Origin of the sequence: Dietzia sp. 111N12-1, from assembly GCF_001658045.1 — a bacterium.
In the GTDB taxonomy this organism is placed as follows: Bacteria; Actinomycetota; Actinomycetes; order Mycobacteriales; family Mycobacteriaceae; genus Dietzia; species Dietzia kunjamensis.
In genome coordinates, this window is sequence record NZ_LSSV01000071.1 from 1 (window position 1) to 16,068 (window position 16,068).

At 70.0% G+C, this 16,068-nt stretch carries 15 protein-coding genes and 1 pseudogene; 6 read left to right on the top strand and 10 right to left on the bottom strand.

Going from position 1 to position 16,068, the window contains the following annotated elements; genetic code table 11:
• Positions 1–974, top strand: a 974-nt coding sequence (locus AYO52_RS14345) for an IS481 family transposase (protein WP_067718759.1), incomplete at its 5' end; no start/stop codon positions are given.
• Between the two features lie 22 nt (positions 975–996).
• On the opposite strand, the gene AYO52_RS14350 is transcribed toward AYO52_RS14345, so the two are convergent.
• Complete coding sequence (locus AYO52_RS14350) at positions 997–1,716, bottom strand: haloacid dehalogenase type II (RefSeq protein ID WP_067718764.1); 720 nt, start codon at positions 1,714–1,716, stop codon at positions 997–999.
• 83 nt (positions 1,717–1,799) lie between these two features.
• Here AYO52_RS14350 and AYO52_RS14355 point away from each other — a divergent pair, with 83 nt between their 5' ends.
• The gene (locus AYO52_RS14355) at positions 1,800–2,537 is read left to right on the top strand and encodes a hypothetical protein (RefSeq protein WP_067718766.1); all 738 of its coding nucleotides are present in this window, start codon (positions 1,800–1,802) and stop codon (positions 2,535–2,537) included.
• Between the two features lie 49 nt (positions 2,538–2,586).
• Positions 2,587–2,952, top strand: coding sequence for a DUF1330 domain-containing protein (locus AYO52_RS14360; RefSeq protein ID WP_067718768.1), 366 nt, complete (start codon positions 2,587–2,589; stop codon positions 2,950–2,952).
• Positions 2,953–3,027: 75 nt separating this feature from the next.
• On the opposite strand, the gene AYO52_RS14365 is transcribed toward AYO52_RS14360, so the two are convergent.
• From AYO52_RS14365 to AYO52_RS14380, 4 genes are all read right to left on the bottom strand, one after another.
• Positions 3,028–4,431 (bottom strand): MFS transporter, encoded by a 1,404-nt coding sequence (locus AYO52_RS14365; RefSeq protein ID WP_067718771.1) that lies wholly within the window; start codon positions 4,429–4,431, stop codon positions 3,028–3,030.
• Positions 4,428–4,907, bottom strand: a complete 480-nt coding sequence (locus AYO52_RS14370) for a MarR family winged helix-turn-helix transcriptional regulator (protein WP_253702185.1) — start codon at positions 4,905–4,907, stop codon at positions 4,428–4,430. Before AYO52_RS14370 ends, AYO52_RS14365 begins: the two co-directional genes overlap by 4 nt.
• Before the next feature lie 166 nt (positions 4,908–5,073).
• Entirely contained in the window at positions 5,074–6,399 is a 1,326-nt protein-coding gene (locus AYO52_RS14375; protein ID WP_067718773.1) for a lipase family protein, read from the bottom strand.
• Positions 6,400–6,527: 128 nt separating this feature from the next.
• Positions 6,528–7,139, bottom strand: coding sequence for a TetR/AcrR family transcriptional regulator (locus tag AYO52_RS14380; protein ID WP_067718776.1), 612 nt, complete (start codon positions 7,137–7,139; stop codon positions 6,528–6,530).
• 129 nt (positions 7,140–7,268) lie between these two features.
• On the opposite strand from AYO52_RS14380, the gene AYO52_RS14385 reads away from it, so the two are divergent.
• Entirely contained in the window at positions 7,269–8,537 is a 1,269-nt protein-coding gene (locus tag AYO52_RS14385) for an FAD-binding oxidoreductase (protein ID WP_067718779.1), read from the top strand.
• A gap of 36 nt (positions 8,538–8,573) precedes the next feature.
• On the opposite strand, the gene AYO52_RS14390 is transcribed toward AYO52_RS14385, so the two are convergent.
• Positions 8,574–9,191, bottom strand: coding sequence for a TetR/AcrR family transcriptional regulator (locus AYO52_RS14390; protein ID WP_067718782.1), 618 nt, complete (start codon positions 9,189–9,191; stop codon positions 8,574–8,576).
• Between the two features lie 122 nt (positions 9,192–9,313).
• Here AYO52_RS14390 and AYO52_RS14395 point away from each other — a divergent pair, with 122 nt between their 5' ends.
• Together AYO52_RS14395 and AYO52_RS14400 are read left to right on the top strand one after the other, a co-directional pair.
• The gene (locus AYO52_RS14395) at positions 9,314–10,696 is read left to right on the top strand and encodes a cytochrome P450 (protein ID WP_067719121.1); all 1,383 of its coding nucleotides are present in this window, start codon (positions 9,314–9,316) and stop codon (positions 10,694–10,696) included.
• Between the two features lie 76 nt (positions 10,697–10,772).
• Entirely contained in the window at positions 10,773–11,327 is a 555-nt protein-coding gene (locus AYO52_RS14400) for a hypothetical protein (protein ID WP_067719124.1), read from the top strand.
• Positions 11,328–11,339: 12 nt separating this feature from the next.
• On the opposite strand, the gene AYO52_RS14405 is transcribed toward AYO52_RS14400, so the two are convergent.
• From AYO52_RS14405 to AYO52_RS14420, 4 genes and pseudogenes are all read right to left on the bottom strand, one after another.
• Positions 11,340–12,674 carry an APC family permease gene (locus AYO52_RS14405; protein WP_067718784.1) on the bottom strand — a complete coding sequence of 445 codons (1,335 nt, stop codon included), beginning with the start codon at positions 12,672–12,674 and terminating at the stop codon, positions 11,340–11,342.
• A gap of 55 nt (positions 12,675–12,729) precedes the next feature.
• Positions 12,730–13,159, bottom strand: a pseudogene (locus AYO52_RS14410) (ChaB family protein).
• A gap of 18 nt (positions 13,160–13,177) precedes the next feature.
• Positions 13,178–13,660 carry a hypothetical protein gene (locus AYO52_RS14415; protein ID WP_067718787.1) on the bottom strand — a complete coding sequence of 161 codons (483 nt, stop codon included), beginning with the start codon at positions 13,658–13,660 and terminating at the stop codon, positions 13,178–13,180.
• Entirely contained in the window at positions 13,657–16,065 is a 2,409-nt protein-coding gene (locus tag AYO52_RS14420; protein WP_082924046.1) for a molybdopterin oxidoreductase family protein, read from the bottom strand. Before AYO52_RS14420 ends, AYO52_RS14415 begins: the two co-directional genes overlap by 4 nt.
• Positions 16,066–16,068 lie beyond the last annotated feature (3 nt).

The window sequence follows — 16,068 nt, forward strand, 5'->3', positions numbered from 1 at the left end:
TGTCCCACGCTAACGCCCCGCTGACTCCGACGGGAAGACTGCGTCTGGCTCGGTGTGTCGTCGAGGACGATTGGGTACCGCGGCGAGCGGCGGAGCGGTTCGGTGTCTCGGTCACCACCGCCCGCAAGTGGGCCCGCCGGTACCGGCAGCTGGGCAAGGACGGCATGGTCGACCGCTCCAGCCGCCCGCACCACAGCCCGACCCAGACGCCGCGGCGGCGGGAACGCCGCGTGCTCGGTCTGCGCGTATCCCGCCGGTGGGGCCCGGCCCGGATCGCCTACCACCTGGGCATGCAACCGTCCACGGTGCACAAGATCCTGTCCCGCTACGGCTGCGTCAGGTTGGCGTTCACCGACCCGGCCACCGGCGCGCCCGTCCGGGCGCACACGCGGCGCCCGCGTCGCTACGAGCACGAGGCGCCGGGGGATCTGGTGCATGTGGATATCAAGAAGCTCGGCCGCATCCCCGACGGAGGCGGGCACAAGGTCCACGGCCGCGCCAAGGGCAAACGTGACCGCAAACGCGGGATGGGCTACTGGTACATCCACAATGCCGTCGACGACCACTCACGCCTGGCCTACAGCGAGCTCCTAGAAGACGAGCGCAAGGAGACCGCCGCCGGATTCTGGCACCGGGCCCACGCCTACTTCGCCGACGCCGGGATCACCGTGCGGCGGGTGCTGACCGACAACGGCTCCTGCTACCGCTCCCACGCCTTCGCCGAGGCCCTCGGAGGCAATATCGCACACAAGCGCACCCGCCCGTACCGCCCGCAGACCAACGGCAAGGTCGAGCGCTACAACCGCACCATGCTCGAGGAATGGGCCTACGCCACCGCGTACGTCAGCGAATCCGACCGCGCGGCTCGCCTACCCGCATTCCTGCACCACTACAATTTCCACCGCGGCCACACCGCGCTACGAGGCGCCTCACCCGCAGACCGCGTACACAACCTGCGTGGGCAGTACATCTAGGTTCCGCACCGAGGGGCTGTACTCACCTGAGGCGGCGGGCCAACTGCGTGATGTCCGTGACCTCGAGGTCCGGGCTGGTGAAATGCTTCGGGTACATGCCGTGGGTGCGGTTGATCCATGCCGTTCGCATACCGATCCGGTGGGCGCCGTCGATGTCCCAGGGATGGACGGCCACGAGCATGGCGTCCGAGGGGGCAACGGCGCACTGCTCGAGTGCGAACTCGTAGGCAGGGGCGGCTGGTTTCCACGCGCCGGCGGAGTCGACCGACAGCAGCAAGTCGAAGTCGCGTCGCACACCGGCTGACGTGAGCAGCTTCTCGGCGACCTGTGTCGAACCGTTGCTGAGGGTGACCAATCGGATCCCCAGCTCCGTCAACGCCGAGACGCCGTCGGCGACATCGGGATGAGGATCGAGTCCGACGAACCCGCTCATGATGTGCTCGATCGCCTCGTCGAGAGGTCGGTCGAGCTCCACCTCCGACAGCATGACCTGCAGGAGCCCGGTGCCGATGTCAGCGAACGGGCGAGCGGCACCTGCGGCGGTGAGGGCGAAGCCGTCGCGCAGGAGGTCGGCGAACCACAGGGGATACATCGAGCCGGGTGCCCCGACGTCGGAGAACCGGGCCGCCATCGCCGTGGTGTCGGACAGGGTCTCGTTGACATCGAACACGATCACCTGCGGGCGGCGAAGTCCAGGCCCGTCGGCCTGGTGCTGTTCGGGATTGACTGGCGTCTCGGTCACGTAGAGACCTCCTGGTCACCGGGTTCGCACCATGCTATGCGCCAGCGGGCTGCGCGGCCGGAACACCTGGCTAGGGTGGGCGCATGGACGCCGACATCAACTTCTACTTCGACCCGGTCTGCCCCTTCGCCTGGATGACCAGCAAGTGGGTGCGCCAGGTGCAGGCGCAGCGCGACTACACGGTCGATTGGCGGTTCATCTCGTTGCGCCTGGTCAACGCCGGTGTCGACTACGACGCGCACTTCCCCCCTGAGTACGAAGCCGGCCACACCGCCGGGCTGCGGCTCCTGAGAGTGGCGGCTCGAGCGCGAGCCGAGCACGGCCGGGAGGCGATGGCGCCGCTGTACGCCGCCTTCGGGGCGCGCATCTTCGACACCGCTCCGGACGCCGGCGACGACCGCAGCGAAGGCGACGAGCGTGAGCGGCGCGGCACGAGCGAGTTCGCCAGGCTGGTCCTCGCCGACGCTGATCTGCCGCTCGAACTGGCGGACGCCGTCGACGACGAGTCGTGGGACGCCGAGATCCGCCGGGAGACCGACGAGGCGCTCTCGCTGACGGGCAAGGACGTGGGCACGCCCATCATCCACTTCGAACCGCCGACCGGCGTCGCCTTCTTCGGACCCGTGATCAGCCGGCTGCCACACGAGGACTCGGCGGCCGAGCTCTGGGACCACGTGGTGGGGCTCGCCCGCTTCCCGGGTTTCGCCGAGCTCAAGCGCAGCCTGCGCGAGAAGCCGCAGCTCGCCGCGTTCGGAGTCGACGCGGACACGGTCGGCACGCAGGAGGACTGGCACGGCGGAAGCCGTCGGCAGAAGAAATGATGATGGCCGTTCGCGCCACCGTCGCGGGACTGGCGGCGATACTCGCCTGATGGCTATCGATCCCCGCGGAAGAGGCCTCAAGCGCTACCTCGCCGACGACCCCGGCGGCCCGGTCGTGATGCTGAACCTGCTCCGGTTCGCCGATGGTGGGCGAGAGGACTACGCGAAGTACGCTGCGGCGCTGAACGAGACGTTCCTCCCCCGCTACGGCGCTGAGGTTCTCTACGCGGGTGACGGTTCCACAGCCCTGGTCGCCGAGACCGGCCAGGACTGGGATGCCGTTCTGCTGGTCCGATACCCCAGTCGCGCCGCGTTCAGCGAGATGGTCGCCGACCCCGGGTACCAGACCGTCACGGAACTGCGTACGAGCGCCTTGCAGGAAGCGGTGCTCCAGGCCACGACCCCCTGGGCCTGACTCCGACCCGCGGGGGCGGTCGATTCCGTCGCGCATGCCCGAGTGCGATCGCGCGCAGAATGCGGGACGCCGGGGCTACTGCTGGGCTCGTCGTCGTCGACCCGTGACGGCATGGAGCACCAACGCGAGCATCACTGTCGCGCAGCAGATCACACCCACGCCGAACGCCATGGTGATGCCCTCGTCGGTCGAGTACGCGGAGTCGGAGGGGTGCGCGGCGAGGACGGCGGCCGACAGGGCCGCGCCGACCGCGCCGCCGACCGTGCGGAGCACCTGGTTGAAGCTCACCGCGCTGCCGAGCTGGTCCACCGCCACGCTGCGGGCGATGAGCGCGGGCATCGCGGCGTAACCCGAGCCGATCCCGGCGCCGAAGAGGAACATGCCGATCGCCAGCGTCCAGAAGTCGCCGTGCCGCAACCACAACAGCACCGACGCCACTGTCATCACGGCCGCGCCGACGGGCAGGAACACCGCCATGTCGTAGCGGCGGGACAGGGCACGGACCGTGCGGTTGGCCACCAGGCTGCCCACCGACAGCGGCGCCATCATGAACCCCGCCCACATCAGTGGCACGGCCAGGCCGAAACCGGTGTCCGCGGGTGCCTGCGCCACGAGGCTCGCGATGGACAACCCAATGTACATCGCGGTGCCCAGGCCGATCGCGGTGGCGTTGGCCAGCAGGACCTCCGGCCGGCGGACCACGCGGAGGTTGACCAGGGGATGCAGGGTACGGATGCTGTGCACGATCCAGAAGAGCAGAGTGTTCAGCGCGACCACGAGGACGACGAGCGCCGTCGCGGACCCCCAACCCCAGGTCTGCCCCTCGGAGATCCACAGCAGCAACGCGGCCAGCCCGCCGCCCAGCAGCAGGGCCCCGCCGATGTCGAACGGCGTGCGGGGCGCGAGCGGATCGGGGCCCGCAGGGATGAAGCGCCAGACGCCGAACGCCGCGGTGGCCACGAACAGCGCCGCGAAGGCGAACGCGGCCCGCAGGTCGAACGTCGCCGCGAGGATGCCGGTGAGCGGATAACCCAGTCCCATCCCCACCGACACGGTGACCGAGAGCGTCGAGATGGTGGGCTGCGATTCGGTGTAGGTGAGGTGTCGGCGCGCCAGGGCGATGGTGATGGGCACCGTGCCGTAGAGCAGTCCCTGCAACGCGCGGCCGACGAGGAATACGGTGAAGTTCGGCGCGACGGTGGCGATGATCGATCCGAGGAAGATCACACCGAGGCTGGTCAGCAGCAGTTTCCGGGTATGGGGGCCGTCGGCGAGGCGGCCCATGATCGGGGTCGCGACCGCGCCGACGAGCAGGTTGGCCGTGAGCATCCACTGCGCCGTGCTCACGGGGATGCCGAACTCCGCGGAGACCGACGGCACCAGCAGCATGCCGAGGGAACTGACGATCGAGCTGGTCAGGGCGGCGTAGACCAGGGCCTGGACGAACCAGCGGGGCGCCGGGCGCCGGTGAGGGGTCACCGGGCGTCCTCGGAGTCGAGGCGGCGGAGCAGGGGGACCGCGGCCGCGAGACGGTCGCGCTCGGCGTCATCGAGGTGGTCGGCGATCGCGTGGGCCAGCCAGTCCTGGCCCGCGGCGCGCTCGGTGCGGAGCTGCTCGCACCCGCCTGCGGTGATGGAGACGAGGGTGCGTCGGCCGTCGGCGGGGTCCGGGCTGCGGGAGACGAGTCCGAGATTCTGTAGTTCGCGGACGGCGTTGGCGACGGCCTGGTGGCTGATCCGCTCGAGGCCCGCCAGGTCGGTCGCGGCCAGGGGTCCGCGATGTTCCAGGTGGGACAGGATCCCGACCTTGCCCATCGACAACGTCCGGTGGGAGTTGAACCGTCGCCACAGGGGGCGCAGCGCGTGGCGGAGATCGTCGGCCAGGGCGGCGACGTCGGGCGACGGGGTAGCGGTCGGGTCGGCGGGTGGTCCAGCGGGCGGGTCGGCGGGTGTCACTCCGACGAGTCTACAACCAGATTGCGCAATCTGCTTGCGCAAGGGTGGGGGTGCGCGGTGGGGCGCATCGACAAGAGCGTTCCGCACACCTGCCTCTCGGCGAATGTGTGCGGAACTGCCTTGTCGACGCCGGGCCCGGCGGGCCGGGCCCCCGGAGCAGTCGGCCTCAGTAGGTCCCGCAGTTGCTGGGCGCCGGGACGCCGCGCACGCGGTCGTCGAGGTACCGCAGGGTGCCCTCCAGGCCGGTGAGCATGGGTGCGGCGTGACCGATCACCAGGCCGGGCGCGACTGGGGGCATCGGGTCGATGACCATCTCCACGGTGACGCCCTGCGCGCACCAGTCGCGACCGAGCTGCTGGGACTGGTGGCCGGGGACGACGTCGTCGTTCACGGGCGAGAGAACGCGCACGGGTGTGGTGGGCGCGAGCCGGCCGATCCGCTGACGCTCGAGGAATCCCGTGAGTACCGGCTCGGAGCGCACGATGTCGCCGGCCGACCGGCCCGAGACCGTGTAGGCGGTGGTGCGCTGGTGGAAGAACTGGACGGCGGTCTCGCCGATGCACTGGTCGGCGGTGGTGGCGAGCATGGCCCGGCCCCGGTCGTTGAAGTACGGGTCGATCAGCGGGCCCATCTCCGGGTAGGCGTCGAGCAGGCTGTTGAGCGAGTAGCCGATCACGCCGGCGATCGCGGTCCCGTCGACCTGCTCGAGGGTGGCCAGCAGATCGGCCGGCGGAGAGCCCGCGGCGGTGCCGACGAGGTTGACCTCCGGCGCGTACTGCGGGTGCAGTTCGGCGGCCGCGGCGACGGCGCCACCGCCCTGGGAGTAGCCGGTGAAGACCGTGCGGGCGTCCGGGGCGATGTCGGCGCCCGGCACCGACGCCGCGACTCGCGCGAGGTCGAGGACGGCACGGGCCTGGGATTCGCGATTGATGTACGAGTGCAGGCCCGGCGTGCCGAGGCCCTCGTAGTCGGTCATCGCGACGGCGTACCCGCGGGCGAGCAGGGCGTAGGCCTGGATGAGCTCGTACCCGAACCCGACGCCCGGCGGGTCGGTGCGGACGGTGGCGAGGTTCTGGAACGTCTTGGATGGCGCGCAGTGGTCGGCCTGGCCCTGGGTGCCCGGCGCGACGACCGCCAGCGGACGCGACCCGGGTCCGGTCCACGGTGCGCGCGGCTGCAGGTAGGCGCCGGTGACCGCGATCGCCTGGCCGCGCGACCCGACGGAGGTGTACATGATGCGCTGCGCGTCGGTGGACAGCGGACCGGCGCCGTCGGAGATCGGTTCGGCGCCGGGGATCGGCGGGATCGCTCCGGCCAGCGGGAACGGCTCGGTCTTGATGAGCTCGCCGGAGGTCGCGGGCAGGTCTGCCGGCGGCTGGTAGAAGGCGGGCGCCGGGTCGTTGGACGATCCCTGCGCTCCGGCGGCGGGGGCGACCAGGGCCCCTCCGGCGACAGCGGTGGCGATGGCGGTGGCGAATGCGGCTGCGCGCATCGCGGTTCGACGAAGTGGCACGGTCCCCCCGGACTGATTGTGTTCTGGCTCACGAAGTTGAGCAGAGTCTAAGTGAATGCTGTGTGCGGCGGGCACTCCGGTCGTGCGTCGCCCGTCAGCGCGGTTGGTCACCGCGGCCGGGTGGCGGCGAGAATCACGTCGACCACCCGGTCCACGGCGTCCGGGGGCAGCGGGCGGCCGCTCATGAGCGGCGTCAGGAGTAGCGGTGCCACGAGCGTGGTCACGACGGTGTCCGGATCGAGGTCGGGGTTGAGGTCACCTCGCGCGCTCGCCAGCGACGCCATCTGCCGCCAGGCGTCCAGGGCGGGTTGGTAGCGCGCGGTGACCACGTCGGCGAGCTCGGGATGTGACCGAGTGGCGAGGAGCGCGCCCGTGGCGAGCTCCACCGGGTCGGCCGCGAACGCGGCCAGGGCGTGGGCGAAGTCCCGCACGTCGCCCTCCCAGTCCCCGGACGTCGGCACGGGAACCCGGAGGACGTGCTGGTCGAGGGCCTCGGCCACGAGGTCGGTGGTGGTCGGCCACCACCGGTACAGGGTCCGTCGGTTCACGTCCGCCCGTTCGGCGACCTCCACCATCGAGAACTGCCACCGCCCCTCGGCGAGGAGCGACAGGACCGCCTCCCCGACGGTGCGACGGACGCGGTCGCTCCGGCCGCCCTCGCGAACCCGGCGCCGTTCCGGTCTCGGCGCGGGCGGCCGGGTCGGCGGTTCCTGCTCCACGTTCGCGCCCCCGGATCCGGTCTGGTGGATTTCGATGAGACTACCTCGCCCTAAGTGCACACCGTGGTGACTTAAGTGTGATGCACTCACAGTAGTAGTCCACCCGCTCAACGACCTTCCAGGGGACCCATGACCGCCGATCCCACCTACGACCACATCGTCATCGGCGCCGGGCCGATCGGCGCCGCGACCGCCCGGCACCTGGCCGAGCGGGGGGATTCCGTCCTGGTGATCGGCCCCGAGGAGCCCGCGGGCTTCGCCGACCATCAGGGCACGTGGGCCGGGCACTATGACCAGGGTCGGATGTGCCACGTTCTCGAGATCCCCGTGGTCACCGGGATGCTCACCACGCGGTCGATCCGCCGGTTCCCCGAGCTCACGCGCCGCACGGGGGTCGAGTTCACGACCGGCGTCGAGTGCCTCTCGGTCAACCCCGCCGACGCCGCCGGTGACGCGGCCGGGGAGTGGTTCGACCGCGACGTCCTGGCCGCCAACGCCCGCGACCTGGGCGTCGACGTGCACCTTCTCGACGAGGAGGACCTACGTCGGCGGTACCCCGCGGTGCGGTTCGAACCGGGCCACGTGGGCGTGGTGCAACCCGGCGGGATGATCGTCAACCCGCGGGCGCTGGTCCGTGCCGAACTGGCCGCCGCGTCGGCGGCGGGGGCGGTACTCGTCCGGGACGAGGTGGTCGCGCTCGAGGGCGGCGCGGGGGGTGGCGATGACAGCGGCGATGACGACGACAACAACGACGACAACAACCACAACGACGACGACAAGGTGGTCGTCACGGCCGGGGGAGTGCGACTGCGAGGTCGGTCGATCGTGCTCGCGCTCGGCGCCGCCGTCAACGCCTCCGGCCTGCTGCCGCGGCCACTGCAGCTGTTCACCCTCGGGGCGACCGTCGTGCTGGTGGAGGTCGACGATCCGGGCGGGATCGACCTGCCCGCGACGATGTATCTCAAGCATCGCGACGGCGCGCAGCAGTTCGGCGGAGTGGTGATGTCGCCGGTTCGGTACCCGGACGGTCGCTGGTACCTCAAGGTCGCCGGCAGCAGTCTGCGCGAGACGCCCCTGGGCTCCGCCGAGGAGATCGCGTCCTGGGTGCGGACCGGCGGCGCCTCCGCGGACGTCGACGACGCGCTGGCGGTGTTGACCGATCTCCTGCCCGGCGTCCGCCTGGGGCGGGCGCACACGCGCCCGTGTCTGGTGTGCGCCACCAGTACCAACCACCCCTACATCGACCGTGTGGACGACCGCACCGTTCTGGCGGTCGAGGGAGAGCGGGGTGTCATGGCCGCGGACGAGATCGGCCGACTCACCGCGGATCTCGCCGCCACGGGGAGGTGGACGGATCCGCTGCCCCGGGACGTGTTCCGTGCCCGGTGGGCGGCGTAGCGGCGGGGAAGTCGTCGACTGTGGTCGGCCGGCGGGTCAGGCGTGCATGCCCACGGTGAACCACCGGGTCGCCTCGTCGACGATGTCGTCGATGCTCGCGCTGGTCTCGGATTGGAGCCAGGCGGTGATGAGCTCACCCAGGCCGCCCACCAGGAGGCGGGCGCTGATCTCGTCCCGGGGGGTGGGCAGGGCGCGGTCCCCGAACAGTGTCCGGGCCTGGGTCACGACGAGGGCCGCGAAGTCGCGGTACAGCTTGTGGCGGCGCTGGCGGAGGGTTGGGACGGTGGCCGACTCGATGATCGCGACCCGTCCCTTGCGGGGGTCGTCGGTGAGTAGTGCCGCGAAGGCGGCCAGGGCGGCGTGGGCTCTGGCCGCGGCGTCGCCCTCGGTGTCGGAGAGTGCGGCCAGGACGGAGGTGCGGACCTGGTCGGCGATCTCGTCGACGAGAGCGAGGAGCAGCTGGTCGCGGGCGGTGAAGCTCTCGTAGAAGTAGCGCTCGGTCAGGCCGGCCTCCGCGCAGATCGCCGTCATGGTCGTTCGCTCGACACCGCGGGTGCCGACGAGCTCGAGGGCCGCGTCGAGGAGTTGGCGCCGGCGGGATGCGCGCCGCTCCTCCGCGCTGACGCCTCGGTAGCGGCGCGGGGTCGCGTTCATCCCTCAATCTTGACAGGGCCCCCTGTCTGATTCAAACTCTATCCAAACTGACAGAGCCGTCTGTCAGACAGGTGGTGGGCCGTCCCGGACGGGCGTCTCCACCCGGAGGTCAGGGGATGCTCGTGACACGAACGCTGGCGAAGGCACCGACGGACAGTGGGCTGGCTCCGGTCCCGGGAGACGGTGGTCTACCGCTTCTCGGTCACGGTCTGGACTATCTGCGGGATCCCATGCGGCTGTGGGAGAAGCGCTACCACCGGTACGGCCCGGTCTCGTGGTTCCGCGCGTTCGGGACGAGGATCGTGGCGCTGCTCGGGCCGGAGGCGTCGGGAGTGGTCCTCCAGAACCGGGACAAGGCGTTCGCCAACGGCGAGGCGTGGCAGTTCCTCATCGGGCCGTTCTTCGACCGCGGCCTGATGCTCCTGGACTTCGACGAGCACATGGCCCACCGCCGCCTCATGCAGGAGGCGTTCACCTCCGACCGTCTCGCCAGGTACGCGGCAGCGATCGACCCGGCGGTCCGCTCCGCCGTCGAGCAGTGGCAGCCGGGGGAGCGCGTGGAGGTCTATCCCCGGCTCAAGCAGTTGACGCTGAACCTCGCGGTGGAGGTCTTCATGGGCGGCGCCCCCGGCGCCAGCCAGGCGCGTCTCGATCAGGTCAATTCCGCGTTCATCGACTGTGTCCAGGCGGCGACCGCTCTCGTGCGGTACCCCGTCCCGGGCGGGCGTTGGCACCGCGGCCTGGTCGGCCGACGTCGGGTGGAGGAGTTCCTCCGCGAGTACCTGCCGGCCAGGCGGGCAGGCGACGGCGACGACCTGTTCTCCGTGCTGTGCCGGGTGGAGGTCGACGGCGAGCGGTTCAGCGACGACGACGTCATCAACCACATGATCTTCCTGCTCATGGCCGCGCACGACACGTCCACGATCACCATCTCGACGATGATGCAGTACCTGGGCCAGCACCCGGAGTGGCAGCAGCGGTGCCGCGAGGAGTCCCTGGCGATTCCGGGCGACACGATCAGCTATGAACAGCTCTCGCAGTTGAGGTCGCTGGACCTGGTGATGAAGGAGTCGCTGCGCCTGGTGTCGCCGGTGCCCACGATCGCGCGCACGGCCGTCAAGGACACCGAGGTGCTGGGTCACTTCATCCCGGCGGGGACGATGGTGGCGATCGCCCCCTACTTCACCCACCACCTCGAGCAGTACTGGCCCGATCCGGGAGTTTTCGACCCCGGCCGGTTCTCCGACGAGCGCCGCGAGGACAAGGTCCACCGTCAGGCGTGGCAGCCCTTCGGCGGCGGCGTGCACAAGTGCATCGGCATGCACTTCGCCGGCGCCGAGGTCTCACTCGTGCTGCATCACCTGCTGCGCACCTTCGAGTGGCACGTCGACCCGGACTATACGGCCCCGATGGACATGAAGTCGCTGCCGTTCCCGAAGGACGGGCAGCCGATCCGTCTGCTGCGGCGGGCCGGAATTTCAGAGAACTCACAGCCGCAGGGGTAGCGAAAGGTGTCATATCAACATAGTCTGTGGTGTACCTCACATACCGCATGTGGGACAACACGGAAGGGTGATCATCATGGCTGCTCACGCGACCCACGCTCCCGAGCCGGTGGCCTCCACGGACGGCACGCCGGCCAGGAGGAAGAAGGCGATCCCGATCATCCAGAGCCGCATCGGCGCCCCGGTCGCCTTCGTCGGTCTGGCGATCGCCCTGCTCAGCCTCTACCTGCCGTGGGTGACCGGCGGCGGGCAGTCGCTCTCCGGCCTCGTGCTGCCCGAGGTGCTGGGGCTGAGGGAGATCACCCCGGTGAACTTCCTCGGCCTGGTGGCGCTGTCGTTCCTCACCGTGGTCACGCTCGTGGCCCGGCTCGGCATCTTCGCGATCCTCAACGCCGTGACGGCGGGGCTGGTCCTCATCGCCCACCTCGCGTTCATGTGGGTGCTGTACGGCTCCACGGGCACGGCGGACCCGATCCTGTCGGGGCTGTCCGCCGAGGCGTCGGTCGCCTATGGGCCGTACGTCGCCATCGTCGGATTCGTGCTGGTGATCGTGGGTTCCGCGGCGGCCGCCGTGTCGGCCGAGTATCTGCTGCCCGACCGTGCGGAGGCGAGGCACCGCGACCGCGACTGACGGGCGCGCCGTTCACGCCCCGGCGTGTTCGTGCTCGTCCCCCTCGCGATCGTCATCGCCGCGGCGCCTGACGGTGACCCACTGCGCGGCGAAGATCGCGAGGGCGACGCCCGCCGTCAGGGCGATGGTCAGCGGATCCGACCCCGCCTTGAGGGCGACGAAGGGGACCAGTACGGCCAGGTCGAGCACGATGGCGACGCACGGGATCCACACGGTGGCGTCGACCTCGTCCCGGAGTCGGCGGATGACGCCCAGGTGGATGGCGATGTCCATCGTCAGGTAGAGGATCGCGCCGAGGGCCGCGATCCTGGACAGGTCGAAGAAGGCGGCCATGAGGATCGCCAGGCCCGCGGTGATGTAGAGCGACTGGTGGCCTTCCCGGCCCGGCAGCCCCGGGGCCTGCCCCATGTCCCGGAGCATGTCGTAGAGCTTCGAGACGGAGAACAGGCTCGCGATGAGTCCCGACAGGGTCGCCACGACCGCCACGATCACGGTGAGGCGCACTCCCCACGGGCCGAAGAGCGGCGCGGCCGCTTCCGCGAGCGCGTAGTCACGGGCCTCGACGATCTGCGGCACGCTCAGGCTCCCGCTGACCGCGACGACGATCAGGAGGTAGAGCATCGTGCACAGGGCGATGGAGATGAGGATGGACCTGCCGAGGTTGCGTTCGGGCCTGCGCAGGTCGGCGCCGTGATTGGTGATCGTGGTGAAGCCCTTGTAGGCGAGGATCGTCAACGCCACGGCGGCCAGGAATCCGGCCCACCCGTGATCCGGCGGGGTGCGGTCACCGGCGTCGACCAGCCGGGACAGTGACCCCACGCCGGTGGCGAGGATCCCGGCGATGGCCAGCGCGGCGATCCCGCCGATCTTGACCGCGGCGGTGATCATGGCCGAGCGTTCCACCAGTCGGTTGCCCACCAGGTTCACGGCCGCGGCGGAGGCGATGGCGAGAACGGCGAGGACCGGCACCCATATGCCCGGGTCGCTGACGTCGAAGGCGCGCAGGAGGTAGGTGCCGAAGGTCCTGCCGAGGAGGGACTCGGCGAGGATCATCGACACGTACATGAACAGGGAGAACGAGCCGGCGACCACGCCGGGGCCGTACGCGGCCTTGAGCAGCATGGCGATTCCGCCGGACGACGGGTTGGTCGCCGAGTACCGGATGTACGAGTACGTGCTGAACAGCACGACCACCGCGCCGGCGAGAAACGCCCACGGCATCCACCCGCCGGCCAGCTCGCCGACCTGGCCGACCAGCGCGAAGATGCCGGCGCCGATCATGACCCCCGTGCCCAGCGCCACTGAACCGGTGAGTGAGAGTGATTTCCGGTCACTGGTGTGGTTCATTCTGTGGTCACATCCTCGGTGGGGCAGGGGCGGGGCGGTCCTCCTCCTGCCGGGCTCACGAGTCGTCTCGGCTCTCCCTCGTCTTCCGGTCGTTGGCCTTGCGCAGCGCCTCCACGAGCTCGTCCTTCGTCATGTCGGAGCGGCCCTCGATGTCGAGCCGCTGCGCCTGCTCGTAGAGGTGGTCCTTGCTGGCGTTGGCGTCCACCCCGCCCTTCGACTCTCCGGAGGGGTTCGGGCCGCCGCTCCCCCGAGCGTGAATCCGAGGGTCCCTTGCCGTCCTTGGGCTCCCAGTGGTCGCCCACCTTCTCGTGCGTGTGCTTGACGGCGCTCCAGGCGGTCCGCGCGACACGGGACTCGTCGCTGTACTCCTCCTCCGCCGAGTCATAGGCCTTGGCGAAGGTGTCCTTGGCCTTCTGATCGCTTCGCTGCAGCGTCGAGGGCAGCTCGCTGTCCTTCGCGTTCCCGTCGCTGTCTGTCTTCGGCATGGCGATTCCTCTCGTTTGTCAGCTCACCAGGATCTGGGTGGCGGTCTCTTTGAGCTTGGCCTGGGCCCATGTGGCCTGGCGCGTGGTCTGGGGTTGGCATTTCTCCGCGACTTCGAGAAGGTCGCGGTGCCGTAGGCCCTGCGCGGCCTGGGCGATGAGGAGCCAGTCCATGGCGACCCCGGAGGCCTCCATGTAGACGGTCCGTAGGTCCTCGAGCAGGAGCAGCTCCGGGGTGTGGTGTCTGCCGAGCAGTTCGCTGCCCTTCTCCCGCGCCCGTTCGGCCAGTCCGAGTTCGAGTCGGGGGGCGGGGTCGAGGTCCTGGCCGTAGTCGCCACCGATCCGGGCGATCTCGGCGAGGTGGCTGCGGGACCAGCCCACCAGGTCCCGTGCGACGTGGTAGATCTCATGATCGACCTTGTGGCGCTCGGAAACCTGCAGAAGTTTGTGCGCGAGCCCGACCTCGGAGCGGTGTAGTTCGCGGAGAACGGGTCCGAGCCTCATGTCGGGCCTCCTGTCGATACGCGTGTCGGGCGGCCACGGGAGGTGGTGTCGCGGTCGGCGACCCGGGCGATGCGTGCGGCGGCGGTCTTGAAGATCGGCTGTTTAGAGGCGGGGTCCCAGTCGGTGGGGGTGAGCTCGTTGGCCGCGGTCCCCACGGCGTCGCCCTCTGGTCCGGCACTGTCGCCGGTGTCCCAGTAGCCGTAATGGAACGGCAGGAAGATCACTCCCGGTCGGATCCCGGTGATCCGGGCGGCCGCCCGCACCCGTCCGCGGGGGGTGGCGATCTCCGTGAGGTCTCCCTCGGTGATGCCGGCGGCCGCGGCGTCGGCGGCGCAGATCTCCACCCACACCTGCGGAGCGGCTGCCTGCAACTCGGGGGCTCTGCCGGTCTTGGTGCGGGTGTGGAAGTGGTAGATGGTCCGGCCCGTGATCAGCTGCAGGGGATAGTGCTCGTCGGGCGGTTCGTGCGCGGGGAGGTATTCCGCGCCCTTGAGCATCGCCTTGCCCTCCGGATTCATCGCCGTGTACTCGGTGGCGTCCTTGGGGGCGCCGGTGACCAGGTCGCGACCGTAGTTCTCGCAGGAATCCGGGTCCGCCCAGAACTTCCCGTCCGAATAGAGCCGCTCGGTGCCGTCGGGGTTGTCGTCGTTGCACGGCCATTGGATACCGGAGCCGCCGCGCAGTCTGTCGTAGGTCAGCCCGGTGTAGTCGCACGGCCGGCCGGCGGTGCAGTCCTTCCACGCCTCGAAGGCGGATTCGGGGTCGTGCCACTTGATCAGCGGCTCGCCGTCCTTGTCCTTGAGCCCCAGGCGGTGGGCGAAGTCGATGAAGATGTCCAGGTCGGCCCTGGCCTGGCCGGGCGGATCGACGGCCTTCTCCGACAGGTGCACGGTCCGGTCGGTGTTGGTGAACGTGCCGGTCTTCTCGCCCCATGTGGCGGCCGGCAGGACGACGTCGGCGAGCCTGGCGGTCTCGGTGAGGAAGATGTCCTGCACCACCAGTGTCAGTCGCTCCTGGGACAGGATCGAGCGGATGCGTGTGAGTTCCGGCAGGGAGACGGCCGGGTTGGTGCCGCTGACCCACAACAGCCGGATCGAACCGTCCTCCACATACCGCATCATCTGCATGGCGTGGGTGGGTGCCGAGTAATGCGGGATGTCCATCGGGTCGACGTTCCACACCCGGGCCAGGTCCTGCACGTGCGAGGTGTTGGACCAGTTCCGGAAGGCCGCCAGGTCACCGTCGGCGCCACACTCACGGGTGTTCTGGGCGGTGGGCTGGCCGTTCATCTGCAGCACGCCGCACCCGGGCCGGCCGAGCATCCCGCGCAGCAGGTGGATGTTGTTGACCTGCACAGCGGCCGCGGTGGCCTGGTTGGACTGGTAGAAGCCCTGCAGCACCGTGGACATCAGCCGCTCGGCGCCCCCGATGAGCCGGGCGGCCCGGCGGATCTGCTCGGCCGGAACGTCACAGATCTCGGCCACCCGCTCCGGCGGGTAGTCGGCGACCTGCTCGGCCAGTGACGAGTATCCGACCGTGTGCTGGTCGATGTAGTCGCGGTCGATGTGGCCGGCGTCGAGCAGTTCGTGGATCAGGCTGTTCATCAGCGCCAGGTTGGTGCCCGGCCTCGGTGTCAGATGGATAGTGGCGTGTTCGGCGACCGGGGTGGGGCGTGGGTCCACGCACAGGATCGCGGGCGGGTCGTCCCCGGCCAGGCGATCCAGGATCCGCATCCAGGTCACGCTCTGCGTCTCGGCCATGTTGTGTCCGTAGAGGCAGATGACGTCGGCGTGGTCGATGTCGGCGTACGAGCCGGGCTGACCGTCACATCCGAAGGACGCCTTGAGCGCCGCGGCGGCCGTCGCGGTGCACAGCCGGGTGTTGCCGTCGACGTGGTTGGTGCCGATGCCACCGTGGGCGATCACACCGAGGGTGTAGTACTCCTCGGCGAAGAGTTGCCCGGTGGTGTAGAAACCGATCGCGCTGGGGCCCTGCTCGTCCAGCAACTCGGTGGTCCGGCCGACGACCCGGTCCATCGCCGTGTCCCAGTCGGTCTCCACCAATACGCCGTTCTCGCGTACCAGCGGGCGGGTCAGCCGGTCCGGTGAGGAGTTCGCCTGCCAGCCGTAGAGGTCCTTGACCCCCAGCCGGCCCCGATTGACCCGGTCCTCTGCACGTCCACGCACCCCGCAGATGCGGCCTTCGGCGACGGCGATGTCCAGCCCGTCGCCGTTGGAGTGCAGGATCGAGGCCGTCTGCACCCACCGGTCGACATCCGCCTCGGCCATTCCGTCGGCCAGGTGGGTGTCCACTCGGACGGGCCACTGCTCGCCGGGGCCGTACGGCGTGCGTTCGCCCCACGGGTGAGTGACCCGATCGGGCGTCGAGTCGCTGCCGGGTGTCATGGT

What these genes read in the sequence shown, in the direction of transcription:
- AYO52_RS14415 (WP_067718787.1), bottom strand. Translation starts at nt 13,660, where the DNA reads ATGAGGCTCGGACCCGTTCTCCGCGAACTACACCGCTCCGAGGTCGGG.
- AYO52_RS14400 (WP_067719124.1), top strand. Translation starts at nt 10,773, where the DNA reads ATGGCTGCTCACGCGACCCACGCTCCCGAGCCGGTGGCCTCCACGGAC.
- AYO52_RS14405 (WP_067718784.1), bottom strand. Translation starts at nt 12,674, where the DNA reads ATGAACCACACCAGTGACCGGAAATCACTCTCACTCACCGGTTCAGTG.
- AYO52_RS14360 (WP_067718768.1), top strand. Translation starts at nt 2,587, where the DNA reads ATGGCTATCGATCCCCGCGGAAGAGGCCTCAAGCGCTACCTCGCCGAC.
- AYO52_RS14385 (WP_067718779.1), top strand. Translation starts at nt 7,269, where the DNA reads ATGACCGCCGATCCCACCTACGACCACATCGTCATCGGCGCCGGGCCG.
- AYO52_RS14420 (WP_082924046.1), bottom strand. Translation starts at nt 16,065, where the DNA reads ATGACACCCGGCAGCGACTCGACGCCCGATCGGGTCACTCACCCGTGG.
- AYO52_RS14355 (WP_067718766.1), top strand. Translation starts at nt 1,800, where the DNA reads ATGGACGCCGACATCAACTTCTACTTCGACCCGGTCTGCCCCTTCGCC.
- AYO52_RS14390 (WP_067718782.1), bottom strand. Translation starts at nt 9,191, where the DNA reads ATGAACGCGACCCCGCGCCGCTACCGAGGCGTCAGCGCGGAGGAGCGG.
- AYO52_RS14375 (WP_067718773.1), bottom strand. Translation starts at nt 6,399, where the DNA reads ATGCGCGCAGCCGCATTCGCCACCGCCATCGCCACCGCTGTCGCCGGA.